Annotated in this window: 17 protein-coding genes and 3 tRNA genes; 10 read left to right on the top strand and 10 right to left on the bottom strand. The window is 63.6% G+C overall.

What is annotated here, in order from left to right; translation table 11 throughout:
* Nucleotides 1-107: 107 nt before the first annotated feature.
* The 3 genes from AC1DSJ_RS11785 to yddG all read left to right on the top strand — a co-directional run bounded on the left by AC1DSJ_RS11785 (nt 108) and on the right by yddG (nt 3,112).
* On the top strand, nt 108-1,682 hold the full coding sequence (locus tag AC1DSJ_RS11785) for a diguanylate cyclase (RefSeq protein ID WP_441370713.1): 1,575 nt from the start codon (nt 108-110) through the stop codon (nt 1,680-1,682).
* A gap of 293 nt (nt 1,683-1,975) precedes the next feature.
* Nucleotides 1,976-2,161: a pentapeptide repeat-containing protein gene (locus AC1DSJ_RS11780; protein WP_476760338.1), complete on the top strand. Its 186-nt coding sequence runs from the start codon at nt 1,976-1,978 to the stop codon at nt 2,159-2,161.
* Between the two features lie 42 nt (nt 2,162-2,203).
* Complete coding sequence (gene yddG / locus AC1DSJ_RS11775) at nt 2,204-3,112, top strand: aromatic amino acid DMT transporter YddG (protein ID WP_054423415.1); 909 nt, start codon at nt 2,204-2,206, stop codon at nt 3,110-3,112.
* A 32-nt stretch (nt 3,113-3,144) separates the two neighbouring features.
* Here the strand turns inward: yddG and AC1DSJ_RS11770 are convergent, their stop codons facing one another.
* A complete protein-coding gene (locus AC1DSJ_RS11770) occupies nt 3,145-3,336 on the bottom strand; it encodes a hypothetical protein (protein WP_054423414.1) in 192 nt (63 codons plus the stop codon).
* Between the two features lie 262 nt (nt 3,337-3,598).
* Between AC1DSJ_RS11770 and AC1DSJ_RS11765 the strand changes: the two genes are divergently transcribed.
* The 3 genes from AC1DSJ_RS11765 to AC1DSJ_RS11755 all read left to right on the top strand — a co-directional run bounded on the left by AC1DSJ_RS11765 (nt 3,599) and on the right by AC1DSJ_RS11755 (nt 5,304).
* Nucleotides 3,599-3,850 carry a hypothetical protein gene (locus AC1DSJ_RS11765; protein ID WP_427946547.1) on the top strand — a complete coding sequence of 84 codons (252 nt, stop codon included), beginning with the start codon at nt 3,599-3,601 and terminating at the stop codon, nt 3,848-3,850.
* Nucleotides 3,851-3,982: 132 nt separating this feature from the next.
* Nucleotides 3,983-4,174: a hypothetical protein gene (locus tag AC1DSJ_RS11760; protein ID WP_175169748.1), complete on the top strand. Its 192-nt coding sequence runs from the start codon at nt 3,983-3,985 to the stop codon at nt 4,172-4,174.
* Between the two features lie 209 nt (nt 4,175-4,383).
* Entirely contained in the window at nt 4,384-5,304 is a 921-nt protein-coding gene (locus AC1DSJ_RS11755) for a hypothetical protein (protein WP_054423411.1), read from the top strand.
* 175 nt (nt 5,305-5,479) lie between these two features.
* On the opposite strand, the gene AC1DSJ_RS11750 is transcribed toward AC1DSJ_RS11755, so the two are convergent.
* The 3 genes from AC1DSJ_RS11750 to egtD all read right to left on the bottom strand — a co-directional run bounded on the left by AC1DSJ_RS11750 (nt 5,480) and on the right by egtD (nt 8,006).
* Nucleotides 5,480-5,556: transfer RNA gene (locus AC1DSJ_RS11750), tRNA-Met, on the bottom strand.
* A gap of 120 nt (nt 5,557-5,676) precedes the next feature.
* Nucleotides 5,677-6,993, bottom strand: a complete 1,317-nt coding sequence (gene egtB / locus AC1DSJ_RS11745) for an ergothioneine biosynthesis protein EgtB (RefSeq protein WP_476760309.1) — start codon at nt 6,991-6,993, stop codon at nt 5,677-5,679.
* Between the two features lie 35 nt (nt 6,994-7,028).
* Nucleotides 7,029-8,006 carry an L-histidine N(alpha)-methyltransferase gene (gene egtD / locus AC1DSJ_RS11740; RefSeq protein ID WP_441370714.1) on the bottom strand — a complete coding sequence of 326 codons (978 nt, stop codon included), beginning with the start codon at nt 8,004-8,006 and terminating at the stop codon, nt 7,029-7,031.
* A gap of 330 nt (nt 8,007-8,336) precedes the next feature.
* On the opposite strand from egtD, the gene AC1DSJ_RS11735 reads away from it, so the two are divergent.
* Both AC1DSJ_RS11735 and AC1DSJ_RS11730 read left to right on the top strand, forming a co-directional pair.
* Nucleotides 8,337-8,669, top strand: a complete 333-nt coding sequence (locus AC1DSJ_RS11735) for an ElaB/YgaM/YqjD family protein (RefSeq protein ID WP_054423408.1) — start codon at nt 8,337-8,339, stop codon at nt 8,667-8,669.
* 135 nt (nt 8,670-8,804) lie between these two features.
* On the top strand, nt 8,805-10,169 hold the full coding sequence (locus AC1DSJ_RS11730; protein WP_175169769.1) for a phospholipase D-like domain-containing protein: 1,365 nt from the start codon (nt 8,805-8,807) through the stop codon (nt 10,167-10,169).
* A gap of 99 nt (nt 10,170-10,268) precedes the next feature.
* On the opposite strand, the gene AC1DSJ_RS11725 is transcribed toward AC1DSJ_RS11730, so the two are convergent.
* The 4 genes from AC1DSJ_RS11725 to AC1DSJ_RS11710 all read right to left on the bottom strand — a co-directional run bounded on the left by AC1DSJ_RS11725 (nt 10,269) and on the right by AC1DSJ_RS11710 (nt 15,365).
* On the bottom strand, nt 10,269-11,909 hold the full coding sequence (locus AC1DSJ_RS11725; protein ID WP_054423407.1) for an FMN-binding glutamate synthase family protein: 1,641 nt from the start codon (nt 11,907-11,909) through the stop codon (nt 10,269-10,271).
* 127 nt (nt 11,910-12,036) lie between these two features.
* Entirely contained in the window at nt 12,037-13,263 is a 1,227-nt protein-coding gene (locus AC1DSJ_RS11720) for a YeeE/YedE family protein (protein ID WP_054423406.1), read from the bottom strand.
* 220 nt (nt 13,264-13,483) lie between these two features.
* Entirely contained in the window at nt 13,484-14,440 is a 957-nt protein-coding gene (locus tag AC1DSJ_RS11715) for an AEC family transporter (protein ID WP_054423405.1), read from the bottom strand.
* A gap of 28 nt (nt 14,441-14,468) precedes the next feature.
* The gene (locus AC1DSJ_RS11710) at nt 14,469-15,365 is read right to left on the bottom strand and encodes a DMT family transporter (protein ID WP_054423404.1); all 897 of its coding nucleotides are present in this window, start codon (nt 15,363-15,365) and stop codon (nt 14,469-14,471) included.
* Nucleotides 15,366-15,477: 112 nt separating this feature from the next.
* Here AC1DSJ_RS11710 and AC1DSJ_RS11705 point away from each other — a divergent pair, with 112 nt between their 5' ends.
* Nucleotides 15,478-15,936, top strand: coding sequence for a GNAT family N-acetyltransferase (locus AC1DSJ_RS11705; protein WP_476760308.1), 459 nt, complete (start codon nt 15,478-15,480; stop codon nt 15,934-15,936).
* Nucleotides 15,937-16,043: 107 nt separating this feature from the next.
* Here AC1DSJ_RS11705 and AC1DSJ_RS11700 read toward each other — a convergent pair.
* Nucleotides 16,044-16,128 (bottom strand) — tRNA-Leu (locus tag AC1DSJ_RS11700).
* Between the two features lie 161 nt (nt 16,129-16,289).
* Between AC1DSJ_RS11700 and AC1DSJ_RS11695 the strand changes: the two genes are divergently transcribed.
* Nucleotides 16,290-16,901: a tRNA-uridine aminocarboxypropyltransferase gene (locus AC1DSJ_RS11695; protein ID WP_441370715.1), complete on the top strand. Its 612-nt coding sequence runs from the start codon at nt 16,290-16,292 to the stop codon at nt 16,899-16,901.
* A 204-nt stretch (nt 16,902-17,105) separates the two neighbouring features.
* Here AC1DSJ_RS11695 and AC1DSJ_RS11690 read toward each other — a convergent pair.
* Nucleotides 17,106-17,190, bottom strand: a tRNA-Leu gene (locus AC1DSJ_RS11690).
* Nucleotides 17,191-17,229 lie beyond the last annotated feature (39 nt).

Genomic DNA, 17,229 nt, shown 5'->3' with positions numbered 1-17,229 from the left:
GGATTGTGCGGTTGCGGGCTTCTGCAATAATTTCTGAATTTGATCCACCCGGCGCAATGATCGGGACGGACGTATCGGGAGGCGCATGGGTCCAAAAGAGGTAATCAATGGCTGACGGCGAAAGCCTGGCAGGCGTGAGAACGCGCCCGCAGCACCGGTATTCCATGCGGACCGGTTTGCTGGCCCTGGTCGTCACCTGTATTGCGCCGGCGCTGGTCGTGGCGTCGGTGGCGGTGTACGAAAGCTACGTTGTCCAAAAGGAACGCATCTTTCGCGACACCATTTTCCTTGCCCGCAATCTGGCGTCCATCCTCGACCGCGAACTGACTGGCGTGGAAGCGGGCGTGCAGATGCTGGCGTCATCCCCGGATCTTCTTAACGGTGATTTCGCGGGCTTTCATCAGCGTGCGCGGGAGTCAGTGCGTTTCCAGATCGTTGACAGCTATGTGCTGACCGACAAAGACGGCCGCCAGGTCCTCAATACGCTGGTGCCTTACGGCACGCCCCTGCCGCTTTCCGGCGCGCCCGAAGATTTAAGGCAGGTGTTTCGCGCGCGCTCTCCTGTGCTGACCCGCTTGTTCACGGGCGGCGTCAGCGGCAGGCCGACCATTGCGCTCGGCGTGCCCGTTCTGCGTGCGGGGGAGGTCGCCTATAGCCTGAACGTGGGCATTTCGCCCGACCGAATCGGGGCGGCGCTGGGCCGGCGCGCCTTGCCGGATGGCTGGGTGGCCGCCGTGCTGGACAGTTCCGGCACCATCGTGGCCCGCACTCGCGACGCGTCCAAGTTCGTGGGCGAGAAGGCCGTCCCTTCGCTGGCGCGCGCCGTCATGCAGGACGGCGAAGGTGCATTGGAATCCACCACGAAGGAAGGCACGCCCGTCTACACCGCGTTCAGCCGGTCTGCCGTGTCTGGGTGGACCGTCGCGGCCGGTGCGCCGATGACCTTATTGACGACGGACTTGTACCGTTCCATCGCCTGGCTGGCATTGGGCACCTTGTTCGCGTTTGGCCTGGGGCTGTGGCTGGCGTTGCGATTGGCCAGCAGCCTGACGTCTGCGGTGCAAGGTCTGGTCGGCCCGGCATTGGCGCTGGGCGAAGGCCGTACCGTCGAACTGGCCGGCACCCGCGTCAAAGAGGCCGAGGAAGTCGGTACGGCGTTGTTGCAGGCCTCGCGCATGCTGGCGCACGCACAGCATCTGGCGCACTACGACCCGCTTACTGGCTTGTGCAACCGGGTGTTGTTCGGCGAGCTGATCTTGCGTGAATTGGCCGTGGCGCAGCGCACTGGCGAACCCTTCGCCATTCTGGCGATCGACCTGGACGGGTTCAAGGCGGTCAACGACATGCACGGCCACGCCGCGGGCGACACCGTGCTGAAAGAGGCCGCCGACCGCATGGGCCGCGCCATCCGCGTGTCCGATGTGGCGGCCCGGCTGGGGGGTGATGAGTTCGCCGTCTTGCTGATGGGAGTCGGCAAGGAGCAAGCGCAACCCGTGGCCGAGGCCTTGGTCGACAGCCTGTCCTTGCCTTATCCGGGCATCCGCGTATCGGTGTCTGCCAGCGTCGGCATCGCGGTGTATCCGGAGTCCGGCATCACGATGCTGCAATTGCTGGAGCGGGCCGATGTGGCGCTGTACCAGGCCAAGGGGCAGGGCAAGCGGCGCGTGGCGTCCGACCTATAACGGTGATGTGGGTGGCCACGCCGCCCCGCCTCGTGGCGGGGGCGATTCAGACACCAGGGCGCGGCGGCTGTTGAGGGGCGAGGGCCGTCAGGACTTCGCCTGATTTCAGCCGATACTGCTTGTCGCCCAGCGCGTCCACCTGTTCCCCTTCGGAGGTCCGAAGGATATAGCGCGTGGCGGGCGGGGGCGGCGAGTCCGGCGTGGGCGGACCGTCCGCTTGCAGGAAGACTTCTATCCGATAAAGCCGGCCAGACTCCGTGCTGGCAAGAACATCACTCAGTCTGCGTATTGAAATGGCCATGCGCCTGCTACTCCCTCTTCTTCACGGTTTCGGTGGGTATGTCGCGGTTGCGGGCACGGATTTTCCTCCGTGCGGGCTGGTCACTACGATAACGTTTGGTTTTCGCTACACTGCCCGGCTGCACGGCGCCCGCTTGCACGGCGCCCGCTTGCACGGCGCCCGCTTACACGGCGCCTGATTCAAGTGCAGGCAGCAGGACAACAGAAAAGCAGACACAGTAATGCAGATTTCTCCCGGCCGGAACACGGCCACCATCCTTGGGTTGCTGGCGATCGTGCTGTGGGGCACGGTCGTGGGTTTGATTCGTGGAGTCAGTGAGAATTTCGGCGCCATTGGAGGCGCCGCGCTTATCTATACGGTGGGTTCGATCTTCCTGGTCGGTTTGCTGGGGTTTCCCAAATTACGGCAATTTCCTCGGCAGTATCTTGTCGTCGGCAGCCTGTTGTTCGTCGCCTACGAGATTTGTTTGTCGCTCTCGCTGGGCTTTGCCAATGATCGCGCGCAGGCCATTGAGCTGGGCATCGTCAATTACCTGTGGCCTTGCCTGACGGTGGTGCTGGCGATCTTCATCAACGGGCAGCGGGCCAGCGCCTGGGTCGTTCCTGGGATATTGCTTTCCATCTGCGGCATCGTCTGGGTCGTGGGCGGATCAGGCGGATTATCGTGGGCGCGCACCGTCACGAATGTGTCGAGCAACCCCCTCAGTTATGGATTGGCGTTCAGTGGCGCCATTATCTGGGCGCTTTATTGCAACGTGACCAAGCGCTTCGCCGACGGCAAAAATGGCGTTGCGCTGTTCTTCATGCTGACCGCGGCGGTCTTGTGGATCAAATACTTCCTGAGCCCCGAGCCGCCCCTGGCATTTTCCGCGTCCGCCACGCTGGAACTCTGCGTGACCGGCGGCGCGATGGCGGCCGGCTATGCGTTGTGGAATGTGGGGATACTCAAAGGCAACCTGACCTTGCTGGCCACGGCGTCGTACTTCACCCCGGTGCTGTCGACCTTTTTCGCAGCCGTGTGGCTGTCCACCCACCTGACCGTGTCGTTCTGGCAAGGCGTGGCGATGGTCACCGCCGGTTCGTTGTTGTGCTGGGCGGCAACGCGAGGCAAATCCGCCCGGGGCGGGTAGCCCAGGGCGGATGGCTTGGGGGAAAAACGCGCCTAGTCGATCAACATGCTTTGGGCCACGGCGTAGCCCAGCGGGATCAACAGAAGCGAAGCAAAGGTGGAACTGACAATCGCCGCCGATATCTTCAGCCAGGGCTCGGGCCCCGCACTTTGAATCGTTTGAATCACCAACGCGACGATACCCATAACCATCAAACAGCTGATTACCACTGCTACGTAAGTCATGTTGTCTCCGTCCTCGCCTGATTAAAGGGGTGCGGCTGCCGCTGCTGCGGTCTAGATGTTTGATCTGATTGTGCGCCTGTATTGGCAGACTGCACCCTAGGGTTTTCCAGGCGCAACGCTTGCGATGTGGCGGTTTTGCCGCAGGGGATGCAGCATGAATTTCATGTGCGCGCGCAGCATTTCAATCGGCGTTCGATAAGGCCGTTTCAGCGTAGGGATTGCGCTACGATGGCGGCATCCCATCACAGAAAAAGGCGGTCCCATGCCGCAGAAATTACGCCCTGGCACGCGTGCCACGCTTCAGGTCAGGCAGCTCATGCCGGGCGAATTCGCATGGATCATCACATTGCTCGACCCTGAGACCGGCAATGTGCACAGCACCAATTATTCGGAAAGACGCTATGGCAGCCAGGATGAGGCCTCTGCGGCGGGCAAGGCCGCCGTTGTGAAATTTCTGGGCAGCGATGGCAAAAATGTCACGAGCGTCCCCAAGGAAGCGAAGCCCAAGCCCTGATTCCGCCCTTGATGTTGCGCAAGATGAAGCCCTCGCCAGAGGGCTTTTTTGCGCCGGTGCGATATCGAAGCGGGGCGGGAACGCGAATTGCTGTGCACCTGAGCGGCGCAATACGCGCCGGAGGAGCAGAACATGACCCCAACCCCGCATCGAGAGCCTGGCTTGCCCGACGACCTGTCGCCGGACGACCCTTCGCTACCCGGCAACTTGCCGCCCGACGATCCCTTGCCGGACCCGAATCAGCCGCCCGACGATCCGCCGTCGCACGATCCCACGCCGCCTGCGCCCGATCCGCGTATGCCTGGCGCCATTGATCTGGCTTGAGCGGCGGTTGCCTGCTCGCGCGCAATTCATCAAATCATGAGGAGTCCGATATGCGTTCCATCTTGCTGTGGCTGCTTGGCGTGCCCATTCCCATCATCATTTTGCTGGCGCTTTTCTGGCATTGACGTGTCTGCCGTTTCCCGCATCGGCGTTTGGGCTTGAAGCTGGCCTGAAGGCCGGCGCGATAAAACAATGAATAAGGAATCACCATGGAAAACGCATCATCAGTAGGCCAGCCATACGTCGCTGGCGTACCTACGCAAGAATCAGCGGTGTCGGCGGTGTCCTGGGCGGCCGTTTTCGCGGGCGCGGTGATTGCCGCCGCGCTGTCGCTTGCGTTATTCGCCGGCGGCACGGGCCTGGGTTTTCTGTCGGTCTCGCCGTGGAGCGACGAGGGCATGTCGGCCCCCGCCGTTGGCATCAGCATCATCGTGTGGATGCTGTTCACGCAGATCATTTCTTACGGCATCGGCGGCTATGTGGCTGGCCGCTTGCGTACGAAATGGGTCGACGTGCATTCGGATGAAGTCTATTTCCGCGACACTGCCCATGGCTTTCTGGTGTGGGCGCTGAGCGCGGTGGTCAGCGCCGCGCTGTTGGGGTCCGCGATTGCGACGGTGGCTTCCGGCGCCGCGAAAACGGGCGCGACGGTTGCAGCAGGTGCGGGCGCGGCGGTTACCGCCACGGCGGCGGCCGGCGCTGCGGGTGCAGGGGGCGGCGGCATGGATCGGGCAACCGAATACCTGACCGACACGCTGCTGCGTTCGGACCGGCCCGATGCTGGCGGCGACCGCAATGCGGCCAAGACTGAAGTGGGCCGCATCGTGGCGATGAGCCTGGCGCGCGGCGACATCACGCCCGAAGACCGCGACTACGTCGTGAAGGTGGTGGCTGCACAAACCGGCCTGGACCCCGCCGTGGCGCAACGCCGTGTCGAGCAGACCATCGCCAACGCCAAGAAGGCGGCGGCAGACGCCAAGCAAAAGGCCAAGGAAGCGGCCGATGCCGCGCGCAAGGCAGCCGCTGCATTCGCGCTGTGGGGCTTCGCCTCGATGCTGATCGGCGCCTTCGTGGCAAGCTTGTCGGCTACGTGGGGCGGCAAGCGCCGGGATATGCTGCGCCGTCTGTAATTGTGGATGTGTAGTGAAGGGCGTCCCACGATGGGGTGTTCCGTGATGGGGCGTCCCGTGATGGGGTGCCCCTCGGTGGGGCGCCCCGATCCTTGTGGCGTCGTTGCCCGCGCCGCAATGTTGCCCACACCGCAATGCAAAAGGCCCTCACCGAAGTGAGGGCCTTTTTAATTCTTGGTGGCGCATCCCTGATTCGAACAGGGGACCTGCGGATTATGATTCCGTCGCTCTAACCGGCTGAGCTAATGCGCCAATCCTTGTTCGCTGTTTAGTAGCTACTTGTTAGTAGTGCTGAGCAACGAAGAACGAAATTCTAGCATGAAACTTTTTTCGTTTGCAAGCGGGCGCGGCGCAAAAAATTTAAGAAGCGTTTTATGCGTCTCGCGCCAGCCGGATGCCCGAGAATTGCCAGCGCGCATCCGGCGGGAAAAAGTTGCGATAGCTGGCGCGCACATGGTCGCGCGGTGTGGCGCAGGAGCCGCCGCGCAACACGTACTGATTGCACATGAACTTGCCGTTGTATTCGCCGACCGCGCCGGCGTCTGGCTGGTAGCCGGGATAGGCGTCGTAGGCGCTGGACGTCCATTCCCATGTGTCGCCGAATAGCTGCACGGGGCCGCCCGAGCCGTTGCGGGCCGGGGCGGGGCGCGGGTCCAGATGGCCGTTTTCCAGCATGTTGGCGCGGCCGGGAAATGCGGGGTCGGCCAGTTGGCGGGCGGCGTATTCCCATTCGGCTTCACGCGGCAGGCGTACGCGAGCCCAGCGCGCGTAGGCGTCGGCTTCGAAATAGCTGACGTGAGTGACGGGCGCCTGGAGCTCAAGCTCTTGCATGCCGCGCAATGTGAAGATGCGCCAATCGTCGCGCTGTCCTTCCCAGTAAAGCGGTGCGCGCCAGCCTTCGGCGCACACGCGGTCCCAGCCTGCGGACAGCCAGAGTTCGGGCCGCTTGTAGCCACCGTCGCGAATGAAGGCCTGGAACTCATGCTGCGTGACCAGCCGGTCCGCCAGATGGAACGGGGCGACGAGCACTTCATGCGCGGGGCCTTCGTTGTCGAACCCAAAGCCGCGGCCATCGTGACCGATGCGGGTGATGCCGCCTGCGTAGCGGGTCCAGCCGGCGGGCGTGCCAGGGGGAAGGGCGGCTGAGCCCGGCGCGATGTAAGCGGGCTTGAGCGGGTTGCAGGACAGCATGTGCTTCACGTCGGTCAGGATCAATTCCTGATGTTGCTGTTCATGGTTCAAGCCCAGTTCCAGCAACGCGTCAAAGGCCGGTTCATTGCCGCCCAGCCGGGAAATCAGGTCGTGCATGGCGCCATCGACATGCTGGCGGTATTGCAGCACATCAGACAGCGCGGGCCGCGACAGCAGGCCTCGGTGCGGACGCGGATGCTTGGCGCCGATGGCGTTGTAGTAGGAGTTGAACAGCATGCGGTACTGCGGATGGAACATCGTGTACGGCGGGTGGAAATGCGTCAGCAGAAATGTCTCGAAGAACCASGTSGTGTGCGCCAGATGCCATTTGRCCGGGCTGCAATCCGGCATGGATTGCACCTGGCAGTCTTCGGGGCTGAGCGGCGCGGCAAGCGCCGTGCTGGTGGAGCGCACGGCATCGTAGCGATCGTGCTGGCCGGCCTGCCCGCTGGCATAGGGTCCGGTGGCGGGGTGTGTCAGCAGGCAGGCAGGTTCCATGGCGATCCTCCAGTGGCGTTGAGGGCAGGTCCGCGTCAGGCGCGGGCGCTGAAAACGGAGAACCAGCCGCGGGCATCCGACCAGTGCACCACGTCGCGAAAGCCCGCGCGTTGCAGCAGATCGGTAAACGCGTCTGGCGTGAATTTGTAGGAATTTTCGGTGTGGATGCGTTCGCCAGCGGTGAAGTCGCGTGCGCCGCCGGGCCATGTCACGCGGACGGCGCGTTGGGCTTCCAGGTGCATTTCAATGCGCGAGCGCTGGCTGTTGAACAGCGCCACGTGACGCCAGTCGGCCACGTCGAAGTCGGTGTCCAGCACGGTGTTCACGTGGCGTAGCAGGTTCAGGTTGAAGGCGGCGGTCAGATGCAGGGCATCGTCGTACGCGGGTTCCAGCACCTGCTTGGATTTGACGCGGTCCACCCCCACCAGCAAGCCGCCGCCGTCGCATTGCGCGCGGATGCGTTGCAGCATGGCTAGCGCGTCGTCGGGGCTCAGGTTGCCGATGCTGGAGCCGGGGTAAAAGAACAGGCGGTGGTCGGCCGGCACATTGGAAGGCAGCGCCAGCGTCTGGGAAAAATCCTGGCCGATCGCGGTCACGCTCAGGTCGGGATACGCCAGGCGCAGCCGCCGCACGGCGGCTTGCAGGTAGTCGGCCGAGATGTCGATGGGAATGTAATGCCGCGGACGCAGACGAGCGAACAGGTTTTCAGCTTTGACGCAGTCGCCCGCACCCAGGTCGATCATGGACGTGATCTCGCCCACATGCCGGGCGATGTCTGCGCCGTGTCGCTGGAAAATCTCGGCTTCGCAGCGAGTCGGGTAGTACTCAGGCAACTGCGTAATGGCGGTGAACAGCGACGAACCGAGCGCGTCGTACAAGAACTTGGGATCGATATGGGCGGGATCGTCCAGCAGACCGTCCCGCAGTTCAGCTTGTTCGGGACTCGGGGCCTGCGAACCACGCGCCAGGAAAGCCGGCGCGGCATGGGCAAGCACTGCAGAAGGGGAAACCATGCGTTCATTTCCTTTTTTTAGGCGGTTGAAGCGCATTGCAAGGGGCTATTGTGGCGGCCAGGGGGGTTGCGGTGTCAAGCGCTAAGCCAATGAATGCAATGGACTTTTACGAAATTGAGGCGGTCGTCACGCTTGTTGCGGCGGCACGTCTTGCCTTGCCCTTAGCAAGTTTCGCTCCGCTGAAATATCGAATTACGGCTGGTTGCCAAAGCTCGGGCGAAAGCGCCGAATGATCGGCACAATGGGGACATGGTCAAACGAGCATCTGGCCGGACACAGCGATGTGTCCGGCCAGGCACTTGAGAAGGCCCAACTTCATAAGGAGCGACTATGAATCGAAAGCACCAACGCGCCGAGATGGCTCTGCATCGCGACCGGGTCAACGACAGCTTTCACGAGCTGCTTGCGGGCACGGAAGACCTTTTGCGTTCGACGGCTTCTTATACCGGCTCCGAAATCGAATCGGCCCGTGCGCGTTTAAAGCAGCAGTTGGCCGAAGCGCGCGACCACTCGCGCGACTGGGAAGGCGCCGCGCGGGAACGCGCGTATCGCGCCAAGGCCTATGCCGATGAGTATGTGCACGAGCACGCCTGGAAGTCGGTTGGCGTGGCGGCACTGGTTGGCGCCCTGCTGGGGTGCCTGGTGGCAAGCGGCCGGCGCTAAGCCGCCGTTGCCATGAGGCCGTCTCCGGCTGCGGGCCGGATAGTAACGGGGCCGGGCACGCTCAGCGGGTTGCCCGGCACGCTGCCCGGCGTACGCCGTTGGGCGCAGGCGCTGATGCTGGCCTGCGCCACCCTCATGCTGGCCGCCTGCGCCAGCGTGCCTGATGCGCAGGAGCGTCAGGCGCGCAAGGCGCAAGCCGGCTTGTCCGCCGATGCGGCCCGCGACAGTTACCGCCAAGGGCAGGGCATTGCGGCGGATGCGAAGACGCCCAAAGATGATTTTCTGGCGCGCCACCTGGCCGTTGAACAAGCCGTCAGCGGCACACCTCTCATGGCAGGCAACCGCGTGCGGCTGCTGGCCGACGGCCCGAGCACCTATCAAGCCATGCTGCAATCCATCCGGCAGGCGCGCCGGTATGTGCACATGGAAACCTATATTTTCGATGACGACGCGGAAGGCGCACGCTTTGCCGACGCGCTGATTGGCGCCCGCAACCGGGGCGCCGAAGTGTCGTTGATGGTGGATGCCGTGGGCACCATCAAAACGCCTGATGCGCTGTTCCAGCGGTTGCGCGATGCTGGCGTGCAGGTCGCCGTGTTCAACCCTGTGAATCCGGCAAGCGCCCGTGCGGGCTGGTCGCCGAATCAGCGCAACCACCGCAAGGTGCTGGTGGTGGACGGCAAGGTCGGCTACGTGGGCGGTATCAACGTCAGCAGCGTGTATGAATCATCGCCAGGCTCGGGATCGAGCTCAGTGGTCGGGGCAAGCGGCGGCGGCGCGGATACCAAGGCAAAGGGCGACGCCAAGGCTGCGCCCTGGCGCGACACGCATCTGCGCATTGAAGGCCCGGCGGTGGCGCAGGTGGAACAGGTGATTCAGGCGGGTTGGGCGTCGCAATCCGACGAACCGATCAAGGGCGGCGGCACCAACATTGCGCCGGCGGTGGGCGCCACCAGCGTGCGCATCCTGGCCAACCAGCCTGATCGCAGCGACGGCTACACGGTCTACCTGACGCTGATGTCCGCGTTCGAAAGCGCGCAAAAATCCATCCACATCACGATGGCGTACTTCGTGCCGGACCCGGCTTTCATCGATGCTTTGTCCAGCGCCGCGCAGCGTGGCGTGGACGTGGTGCTGGTGCTGCCGGGGTTCAGCGATTCGTCGCTGGTGTTCAACGCGGGGCGCTCGCATTACACCGACTTGCTGCGCGCCGGCGTGAAGCTCTACGAACGGCGCGACGCCCTGCTGCACGCAAAGACGGCTGTAGTCGACGGCGTGTGGTCGACGGTCGGGTCCAGCAACATGGATTGGCGCAGCTTTGCGTTGAACTATGAGATCAACGCAGTGGTGCTGGGGCCGGAATTCGCGGGCGAAATGGAAGCGTTGTTCCAGCGCGATGTGGCGGACTCGGTGCAGATCACGCCAGAAGCCTGGCGCAACCGAGGCGCCGACGACCGCTTCATGGAGTTCTTCTCGCGGATGTTCGAGCGCTGGCTGTAGTGGGCTGTAGTGGGCCGTCGTTGGCCGCAGTTGGCCGTCGTACGCTTAGCCGTTGCTGAACATCCGCTGCTGAACATCCGCTGTCTGTTGCCTTGAAACTTAAGCGCGATGCTCCGCCAGCGCCGTCGTGATGTCTTGCGTGGGTTGGAACGAGCTTGCCTGCGCCATCGCCCAACCCACCCTGAAGACTTGATGGCGGAATTCACCGCGCAGCAATTCGCCCGGCGCCAGTTCGGGGAACAGCGCGGACAGCAGGCGGATTTCGCTGGACGAAATGCGGCGCGCGATATGGTGCGGACGCAATTGGCCAGGGTGAGTCAGGCCGGCTGCCGCCAGCAGTTCGGCCAGCGCATGCAGCGTGTTGCGATGGAAGAACGTCACGCGCTGCGCCTTGTCTGGCACGACCAGCGCGCGTTGGCGCAGCGGGTCTTGCGTGGTGACGCCAGTGGGGCATTTGCCGGTGTGGCAGGCCTGCGCCTGAATACAGCCAATGGCGAACATGAAGCCGCGCGCGGCGTTGCACCAGTCGGCGCCCATCGCCATGACGCGCGCCATGTCGAAAGCGGTGATGATCTTGCCGGACGCGCCCAGCTTGATGCGGTCGCGCAGGTTCACGCCGATCAGCGTGTTGTGCACCAGGCGCAGCGCCTCGCGCAGCGGCGTGCCGACGTGGTCGACAAATTCGACGGGCGCCGCGCCCGTGCCGCCTTCCGCGCCATCCACCACGATGAAGTCCGGCGTGATGCCGGTTTCCAGCATGGCCTTCACGATGGCGAACCATTCCCATGGGTGGCCCACGCAGAACTTGAAGCCCACGGGTTTGCCGCCTGAAAGTTCGCGCAGGCGCGCCACGAATTTCATCAGGCCGATGGGGGAGTCAAACGCCGAATGGCTGGCCGGCGAATTGCAGTCTTGCCAGGCCGCCACGCCGCGCGCTTCGGCGATCTCGGGCGTGACCTTGCCGGCAGGCAGGATGCCGCCATGCCCGGGCTTGGCGCCCTGCGACAGCTTGATTTCGATCATCTTCACCTGCGGCGTACAGGCGTTCTTTACAAAGGCTTCTTCCGAGAAGGCGCCGTGCTCGTCGCGACAGCCGAAGTAGCCCGAGCCAATGTTCCACACCAGGCTGCCGCCGGGTTGGCGGTGGTAGCGGCTGATGCCGCCTTCGCCCGTGTCATGCGCAAAGTCGCCTTGGCGTGCGCCTTCATTCAGCGCCAGAATCGCGTTGGCGGACAGGGCGCCAAAGCTCATCGCCGACACGTTGAACGCCGACATCGAATAGGGCTGCTTGCAGTCCGGCCCGCCCACCGTGACGCGGAAATCCGTATCGTTGATGTGCGACGGTGACATGGAATGGTTGATCCATTCGTAGCGGTCGCCGTAGACGTCTTCCTGCGTGCCGAAGGGGCGCTTGTCGATCTCGCGCTTGGCGCGCTGATACACGATGGAGCGTTGCGCGCGCGAGAACGGCGCGGCTTGCGTGTCGTCTTCCAGGAAGTACTGGCGGATCTCGGGGCGGATGAATTCGAACAGGAAGCGCAGGTTGCCCAGCACGGGGTAGTTGCGCCGGATGGCGTGGCGGGTCTGGATCAGGTCATAGACACCCAGCACGCCCAACGCCGCCAGCGGCACCGCCGCCCATAGCCACCAGAGTGAACTGGTGATGGCCAGGAAGGCGGTGATGGCCGCGCCTGCCAGGGTCAATATAAAGGCCGTGTAGCGGCCGACAAACCAGCTCATAGTCCTCTCCGTATTGCGGAATGGAGCAACCATACACCAGCTCACCCCCCAGAAAAAAAAGACCCCCTTAATTAAGGGGGCCGATTCTGGAACACTGTTTTTCAGTGCCGGGGTTAAGCCGCGTGGCTTAGCAGCTGGACGCAGGCGGCGTCTTCTCAACCGCCAGCCCGAAAGCCGGGCGCAAATGCACGCCCAGGGCGCTGCCAGCGAATGCGGCCGGCAGCCACAGCCAGGCATGCAGGCTGCCCGACAGGATGCCGCTGAAGTAGGCGCCGATGTTGCAGCCGAAAGCCAGGCGTGAGCCATAGCCCAGCAGCAGGCCGCCAATGACGGCGCCGGCCAGCGAACGCGCGGGCACTTTCCACACAGGGGCGAACTTGCCCGCTGCGCTGGCCGCGGCCAGCGCGCCCAGCATCAGGCCGATGTCCATGACGGTCGTGACGTCTTGGCGCAGCGGTGCGCCCAGCGAGGGCTGCTTGCTCCAGTAGGTCCAGGTCGCCACGTCGCCGCTGACGGCGTTCAGGGCCTTGGCGCCCCACAGCGCAAAGGCTGACGTGATGCCCCACGGGCGGCCGGCCAGCGCCAACGTGGCAAAGTTCAGAACGACCAGCGCCACCCCGCCCCAGATCAGCGGCCACGGGCCTTGCAGCAGCGACACCGGACGCGCGGTGCGCGATGCAAACGACACCACATGACCGTGGCGGCGCTTCTCAAGCGCGGTGGCCACCCAGGCGATCAGCGCGAACACGGCCAGGTTGGCGGCAAGCGCTGGCGCCAGGCCCCAGGTCTTGATCAGCGACGTGGGCGCCAGCGCGGGCAGCGCCGACCACCAGCCGAAGTTGGCGGTGGCAATCACCGAACCGATGATAAAGAACAGCAAGGTCACCAGCATGCGGGTATTGCCGCCGCCCACTGCGAACAGCGTGCCCGAGGCGCAGCCGCCGCCCAACTGCATGCCGATGCCAAAGAGGAAGGCGCCCAGCACCACGGACACCCCCGGCGGCGAGACAAATCCCGTGACGGGCTGGCCGAACAGCGAGCCCGATGCCAGGAAAGGGAAGAACAGCAGCACGCCCACGCCCAGCATGAACATTTGCGCGCGCAGCCCCGCGCTCCGGCGATCCGACACGAACACGCGCCACGCTTGCGTGAAGCCGAACGACGCGTGATACAGCGTGACGCCCAGCAGCGCACCGACCACCCACAGCGCGCCTTGGCGCCAGCTGACGGTCTGGTTCAGATAGAGCGCGCCGGCCAGCAGCAGCAACAGTGCAATCCAAAGCGGCTTGCGGTTGATCTGGATGGGCGGCAGGGCCGAAGAGGGCAGGGGCAGGGTCGAGGCGTTGGAGCTCATGGGTATCCCGATGGGATGGGTATCGTCAAAGCAAACGGGCGCATTGAGGGCGCCCGTGGGAATGTTGGAAGTTTAAGGCGGAGCGCAAATCTCCCAAACCAATAAATTCCGCTTGAATAATAACTAAAAGTTATTAAGAGCTGAGTCTCTTGCCGCCGCCACAGATGGCGTTCCAGACAATGCGCCAGGCTGCGGCGAAGTCGGCGGCGAGCAACGACGGTCAGGAAACAGGATGGGCGCTGATCCAGGCCACCAGCAGGCTGACGGTCAGCACCGAGGCCACGGTCGAGACGAGGATGGCGCGGGATGTGACGCGCGCATCGCGGCCGTACATATTGGCCAGCATGAACGGCCCGGTGCCGATGGGCAACGCGCTCATCAGCACGGCGGTCCAGGCCCAGAGCGGGGGCATGGAAAAAACATAGAAGGCCAGCACTGCCGTGACGGCGGGTTGCAGCAACAGCTTGCCCAGCACCAGGCGTAGTACGCCTGGGCCTGCGCTGGCCGTTTCCGTCTGCGCCAGGAACAGGCCGATCGTGACCAGCGCACACGGGCTGGCGGACGCGCCCAGCAAGGCCACGTAGCGGTCGATGCCTTCGGGCAGCGCGACGCCCGTCGAGGCCCAGGCCAGGCCCAGCACGGGGGCGGCCAGCAAGGGGTTGCGCGTTAGCGCCCGGCCGACTTTGATCAGCGTGGCGGCGGCGTTGGGGGTTTGCTGGCGGTCGAATTCAATCAGTGCGATGGCGAAGCCGAACAGCACGCTGGCGGTCAGCAGTGTGGTGAACGTGGCGGGCGCAAGGCTGTCCGCGCCCAGCAGCGCCAGGCACAGCGGAATGCCCATGTAGCCGGCATTCGCGTAGGACGCCGCCAGCCCTTCGATGCTGCGGTCGGTAAGGGCGCGCCGCGTGTTCTTGTCAGCGCCCCGGCCCGGCAAAAACGCCACCAAAAACGTCACGGCGATGCCGCCGGCAAATGCGCCGACAAAACCCCAGTGCGCCATGTGCGCCAAGTCCACCTGCGTCATCGCCCGGAACAGCAGCGCCGGCAGCGACAGGTAGACCACGTAGCGGTTCAACGCGTCGGTCGCGCCGGGGCCAAGCACCTTTGCGCGGGCGGCCAGCCATCCGGTCAGGATCAGCGCAAAGACCGGCAGGGCGGCGGTGATGACGGCATTCATGGTCGAAGGCGAGGGCGCGGGAAGGCGCTCATTCTACTTGGCGAGCGCGGGCGCTGCGGGTGACCAGCAGAATACCCAACGCGGCCAACGCCATGCCTGGCCAAGCCAGTGCGGGAATGGGTTCGCCCAGCGCCATCAATGCGAACACCGCCGTGCAGGGCGGCACCAGGAAGAACAGGGCGGATACGCGCGAGGCTTCGCCGTGCCGGATCATCGTCAGCAGCAAGGTGATGGCGATAAGCGAATTGCCCACCACCAGATAGGCCAGCGCGCCCAGCAGCGGGCCGGTCCATTCGATATGCATGGGTTCCAGCCAGAACGCCAGCGGCGCGGTGACCGCGAGGCCAACCGCGTACTGCACCAGATTGGACGTGACGGGATGTGTGGCGGTGCCGTAGCGCTTTTCGTACAGCGTGCCGCTTGTGATGCACAGCAGTGCGCCCACGGCGAACAGCAGCCCCAGCGGCGCCAGCACATCAATCGACGCCTTGGCGACGATGACGAGCGCGGCGCCCGAGACGCCCAGGCCCAGGCCAGCCCAACGCCGGAGGTCGACACGTTCCTGCGCGATCATCGGCGCCAGCAGTCCGATCAGAATAGGTTGCAGCGATGCGATCAGCGCCAGGCCGCCCGCGGACATGCCCAGCTTCAAAGACAGATACGTGCAACAGAAATAGCCCGCTTGCAGCAACAGCCCGACCATCGCCAGATGGCCCCAGGCGCGAGCACCACGCGGCAGCGGCGGGCGCATGATCAGCATGAAGGGCGCCAGAATCAGCACGACGCAGGCGTAGCGCACCGCCAGAAACGTCATCGGGTCGGCATAAGCCAGGCCGATCTTGAGCACGACGAATCCACTGGACCACAACAACAGGAAAAGCGCGGGCGCGATTTTCAGCCAGGTTGGGGGTGTGGCGGGCGTCATGTTGGGTGCAGGCAACGTGGGCAAGCCGCGATCGTACCCCTTTTCGGCTCGGTGTCATCCTTGCGAGAATGCGGCGTAGGATATTTATTGTTGATCCGTTGCACGCGAGGGAATGGAAATGTCGACCAATAAACCATCAAAAAAATCAGCAGTGCGTATTGCGCTCGGCACGTGGGACCGCTTGCGCCAAGACGCTTACTCGGTTCGATACGAAGTTTTTGTCGTCGAGCAAAAAGTCCCGCCCGAGGTTGAGCTGGACGATGACGATGCCGTGTCAGTACACGCCGTGGCTTATGGGCCGGACGGCACGCCGATGGGCACCGRCCGCTTGCTGCCCGATGGCCATATCGGCCGCATGGCCGTGCACAAGAAAGCGCGCGGCATGGGCGTGGGCGGGCAGTTGCTGGATGCGCTGATCGAGCAAGGCCATGGCGATGGCCATCGTATGTTGGTGTTGCACGCGCAAACGCACGCCGCCGGCTTCTATCAGGCGCACGGCTTTGCGGTGGAAGGCGAGGAGTTCGTGGAAGCGGGCATTCCGCATGTGGTGATGACGCGCGAACTGAAGTAGGGCTAGGGCGCGTGCAAACCACGAAAAGCCAAAAGAAAAAACCCCGGTCGTTTTCACGAACGGGGTTTTTCTTGGCGCATCACGCAGGTACCTCGTGATGTAATAATTGGTGCCCAGGAGAGGACTCGAACCTCCACACCTTGCGGCACACGGACCTGAACCGTGCGCGTCTACCAATTCCGCCACCTGGGCGCTGTCGCTTCACTTGTTGCGTCGCTTTCGCTTCGTTTCTTGTTCAGCAGCAGAGGAACGAGATTATGCATACTTTTTTGAAGGTGTGCAAGCGACGGAGAATCTTTTTTCTCTCTTTCCGCATTTTTTCGTGCGGCCCACTTTCGCTATAGTGTCGCCCCATGTCTCGCCCTCTTTGCACGCGCTGCCTGCGCCCCGAATCGCACTGCCTGTGCGCGCTGATCCCGTCCTTGTCGTGCCGCACCCGCGTCGTGGTGTTGCAGCATCCCAGTGAATCGCGTCACGCTTTGAACACCGCCCGGTTGGCGGTGCTGGGGCTGGCGGGTGCGCGGCGGGTGGTGGGTGAACGCTTCGAGCCGAGCGATTGGGCCGCGCCTGGCTACGCGCCTCGCTTGTTGTTTCCGGGGCCGGCCGCCGAGGTCTTGCATCCGGGGTATGGGCAGGATCTGGATCAGCCGATTCAATTGATAGTGCCGGATGGCACGTGGGGGCATGCGCGCAAGTTGCTGCACATCAATCCCGAGCTGGCGGCGTTGCCGCGCGTGATGTTGTCGCCGGGCTTGACCACGCGTTATCGCGTGCGTCATGCCGATATTCCGGGTGCGCTGTCCACGATCGAAGCCGTCACGCACGCGTTGAATGCGATCGAGGCGCCGATGAATGTCGATGCCTTGCTGCGGCCATTCGAAGCGTTGATCGACGGGCAGATAGAAGGGATGGGTGAAGACCTTTATGCGCGGCATCATTTGCAGCGCAAGGTGCCATGGCGATGAGTTTGCAGTCGGGCAGGGCGCGCAGAAGATAATCCTGCGTGATTAATCTGCGGGCCATTTAAATGAATGGCTCGTGAAGGTGAATGGCTCGTGAAGGTTTCACGAATTGCGCGCGCAAAGCAAAAGCCCCGAACATCTTTCGATCTTCGGGGCTTTTCGCCTTGCTATCCAATCAGCTAAGTGCCGATTCGACCTATATGCGGGTGGTGCCCAGGAGAGGACTCGAACCTCCACACCTTGCGGCACACGGACCTGAACCGTGCGCGTCTACCAATTCCGCCACCTGGGCACAGAAAGAGCTGTTGGCTCTGACTTCTTACTTTTTACC

The organism is Achromobacter sp. 01N37 (genome assembly GCF_056399725.1).
This window is presented reverse-complemented; position numbering and strand designations above follow the sequence as displayed.

What these genes read in the sequence shown, in the direction of transcription:
- AC1DSJ_RS11765 (WP_427946547.1), top strand. Translation starts at nt 3,599, where the DNA reads ATGCCGCAGAAATTACGCCCTGGCACGCGTGCCACGCTTCAGGTCAGG.
- AC1DSJ_RS11715 (WP_054423405.1), bottom strand. Translation starts at nt 14,440, where the DNA reads ATGAATGCCGTCATCACCGCCGCCCTGCCGGTCTTTGCGCTGATCCTG.
- egtD (WP_441370714.1), bottom strand. Translation starts at nt 8,006, where the DNA reads ATGGTTTCCCCTTCTGCAGTGCTTGCCCATGCCGCGCCGGCTTTCCTG.
- AC1DSJ_RS11780 (WP_476760338.1), top strand. Translation starts at nt 1,976, where the DNA reads ATGGCCATGCGCCTGCTACTCCCTCTTCTTCACGGTTTCGGTGGGTAT.
- AC1DSJ_RS11760 (WP_175169748.1), top strand. Translation starts at nt 3,983, where the DNA reads ATGACCCCAACCCCGCATCGAGAGCCTGGCTTGCCCGACGACCTGTCG.
- AC1DSJ_RS11770 (WP_054423414.1), bottom strand. Translation starts at nt 3,336, where the DNA reads ATGACTTACGTAGCAGTGGTAATCAGCTGTTTGATGGTTATGGGTATC.
- AC1DSJ_RS11735 (WP_054423408.1), top strand. Translation starts at nt 8,337, where the DNA reads ATGAATCGAAAGCACCAACGCGCCGAGATGGCTCTGCATCGCGACCGG.
- AC1DSJ_RS11710 (WP_054423404.1), bottom strand. Translation starts at nt 15,365, where the DNA reads ATGACGCCCGCCACACCCCCAACCTGGCTGAAAATCGCGCCCGCGCTT.
- yddG (WP_054423415.1), top strand. Translation starts at nt 2,204, where the DNA reads ATGCAGATTTCTCCCGGCCGGAACACGGCCACCATCCTTGGGTTGCTG.
- AC1DSJ_RS11725 (WP_054423407.1), bottom strand. Translation starts at nt 11,909, where the DNA reads ATGAGCTGGTTTGTCGGCCGCTACACGGCCTTTATATTGACCCTGGCA.
- AC1DSJ_RS11730 (WP_175169769.1), top strand. Translation starts at nt 8,805, where the DNA reads ATGCTGGCCGCCTGCGCCAGCGTGCCTGATGCGCAGGAGCGTCAGGCG.
- AC1DSJ_RS11720 (WP_054423406.1), bottom strand. Translation starts at nt 13,263, where the DNA reads ATGAGCTCCAACGCCTCGACCCTGCCCCTGCCCTCTTCGGCCCTGCCG.
- AC1DSJ_RS11695 (WP_441370715.1), top strand. Translation starts at nt 16,290, where the DNA reads ATGTCTCGCCCTCTTTGCACGCGCTGCCTGCGCCCCGAATCGCACTGC.
- AC1DSJ_RS11755 (WP_054423411.1), top strand. Translation starts at nt 4,384, where the DNA reads ATGGAAAACGCATCATCAGTAGGCCAGCCATACGTCGCTGGCGTACCT.
- AC1DSJ_RS11785 (WP_441370713.1), top strand. Translation starts at nt 108, where the DNA reads ATGGCTGACGGCGAAAGCCTGGCAGGCGTGAGAACGCGCCCGCAGCAC.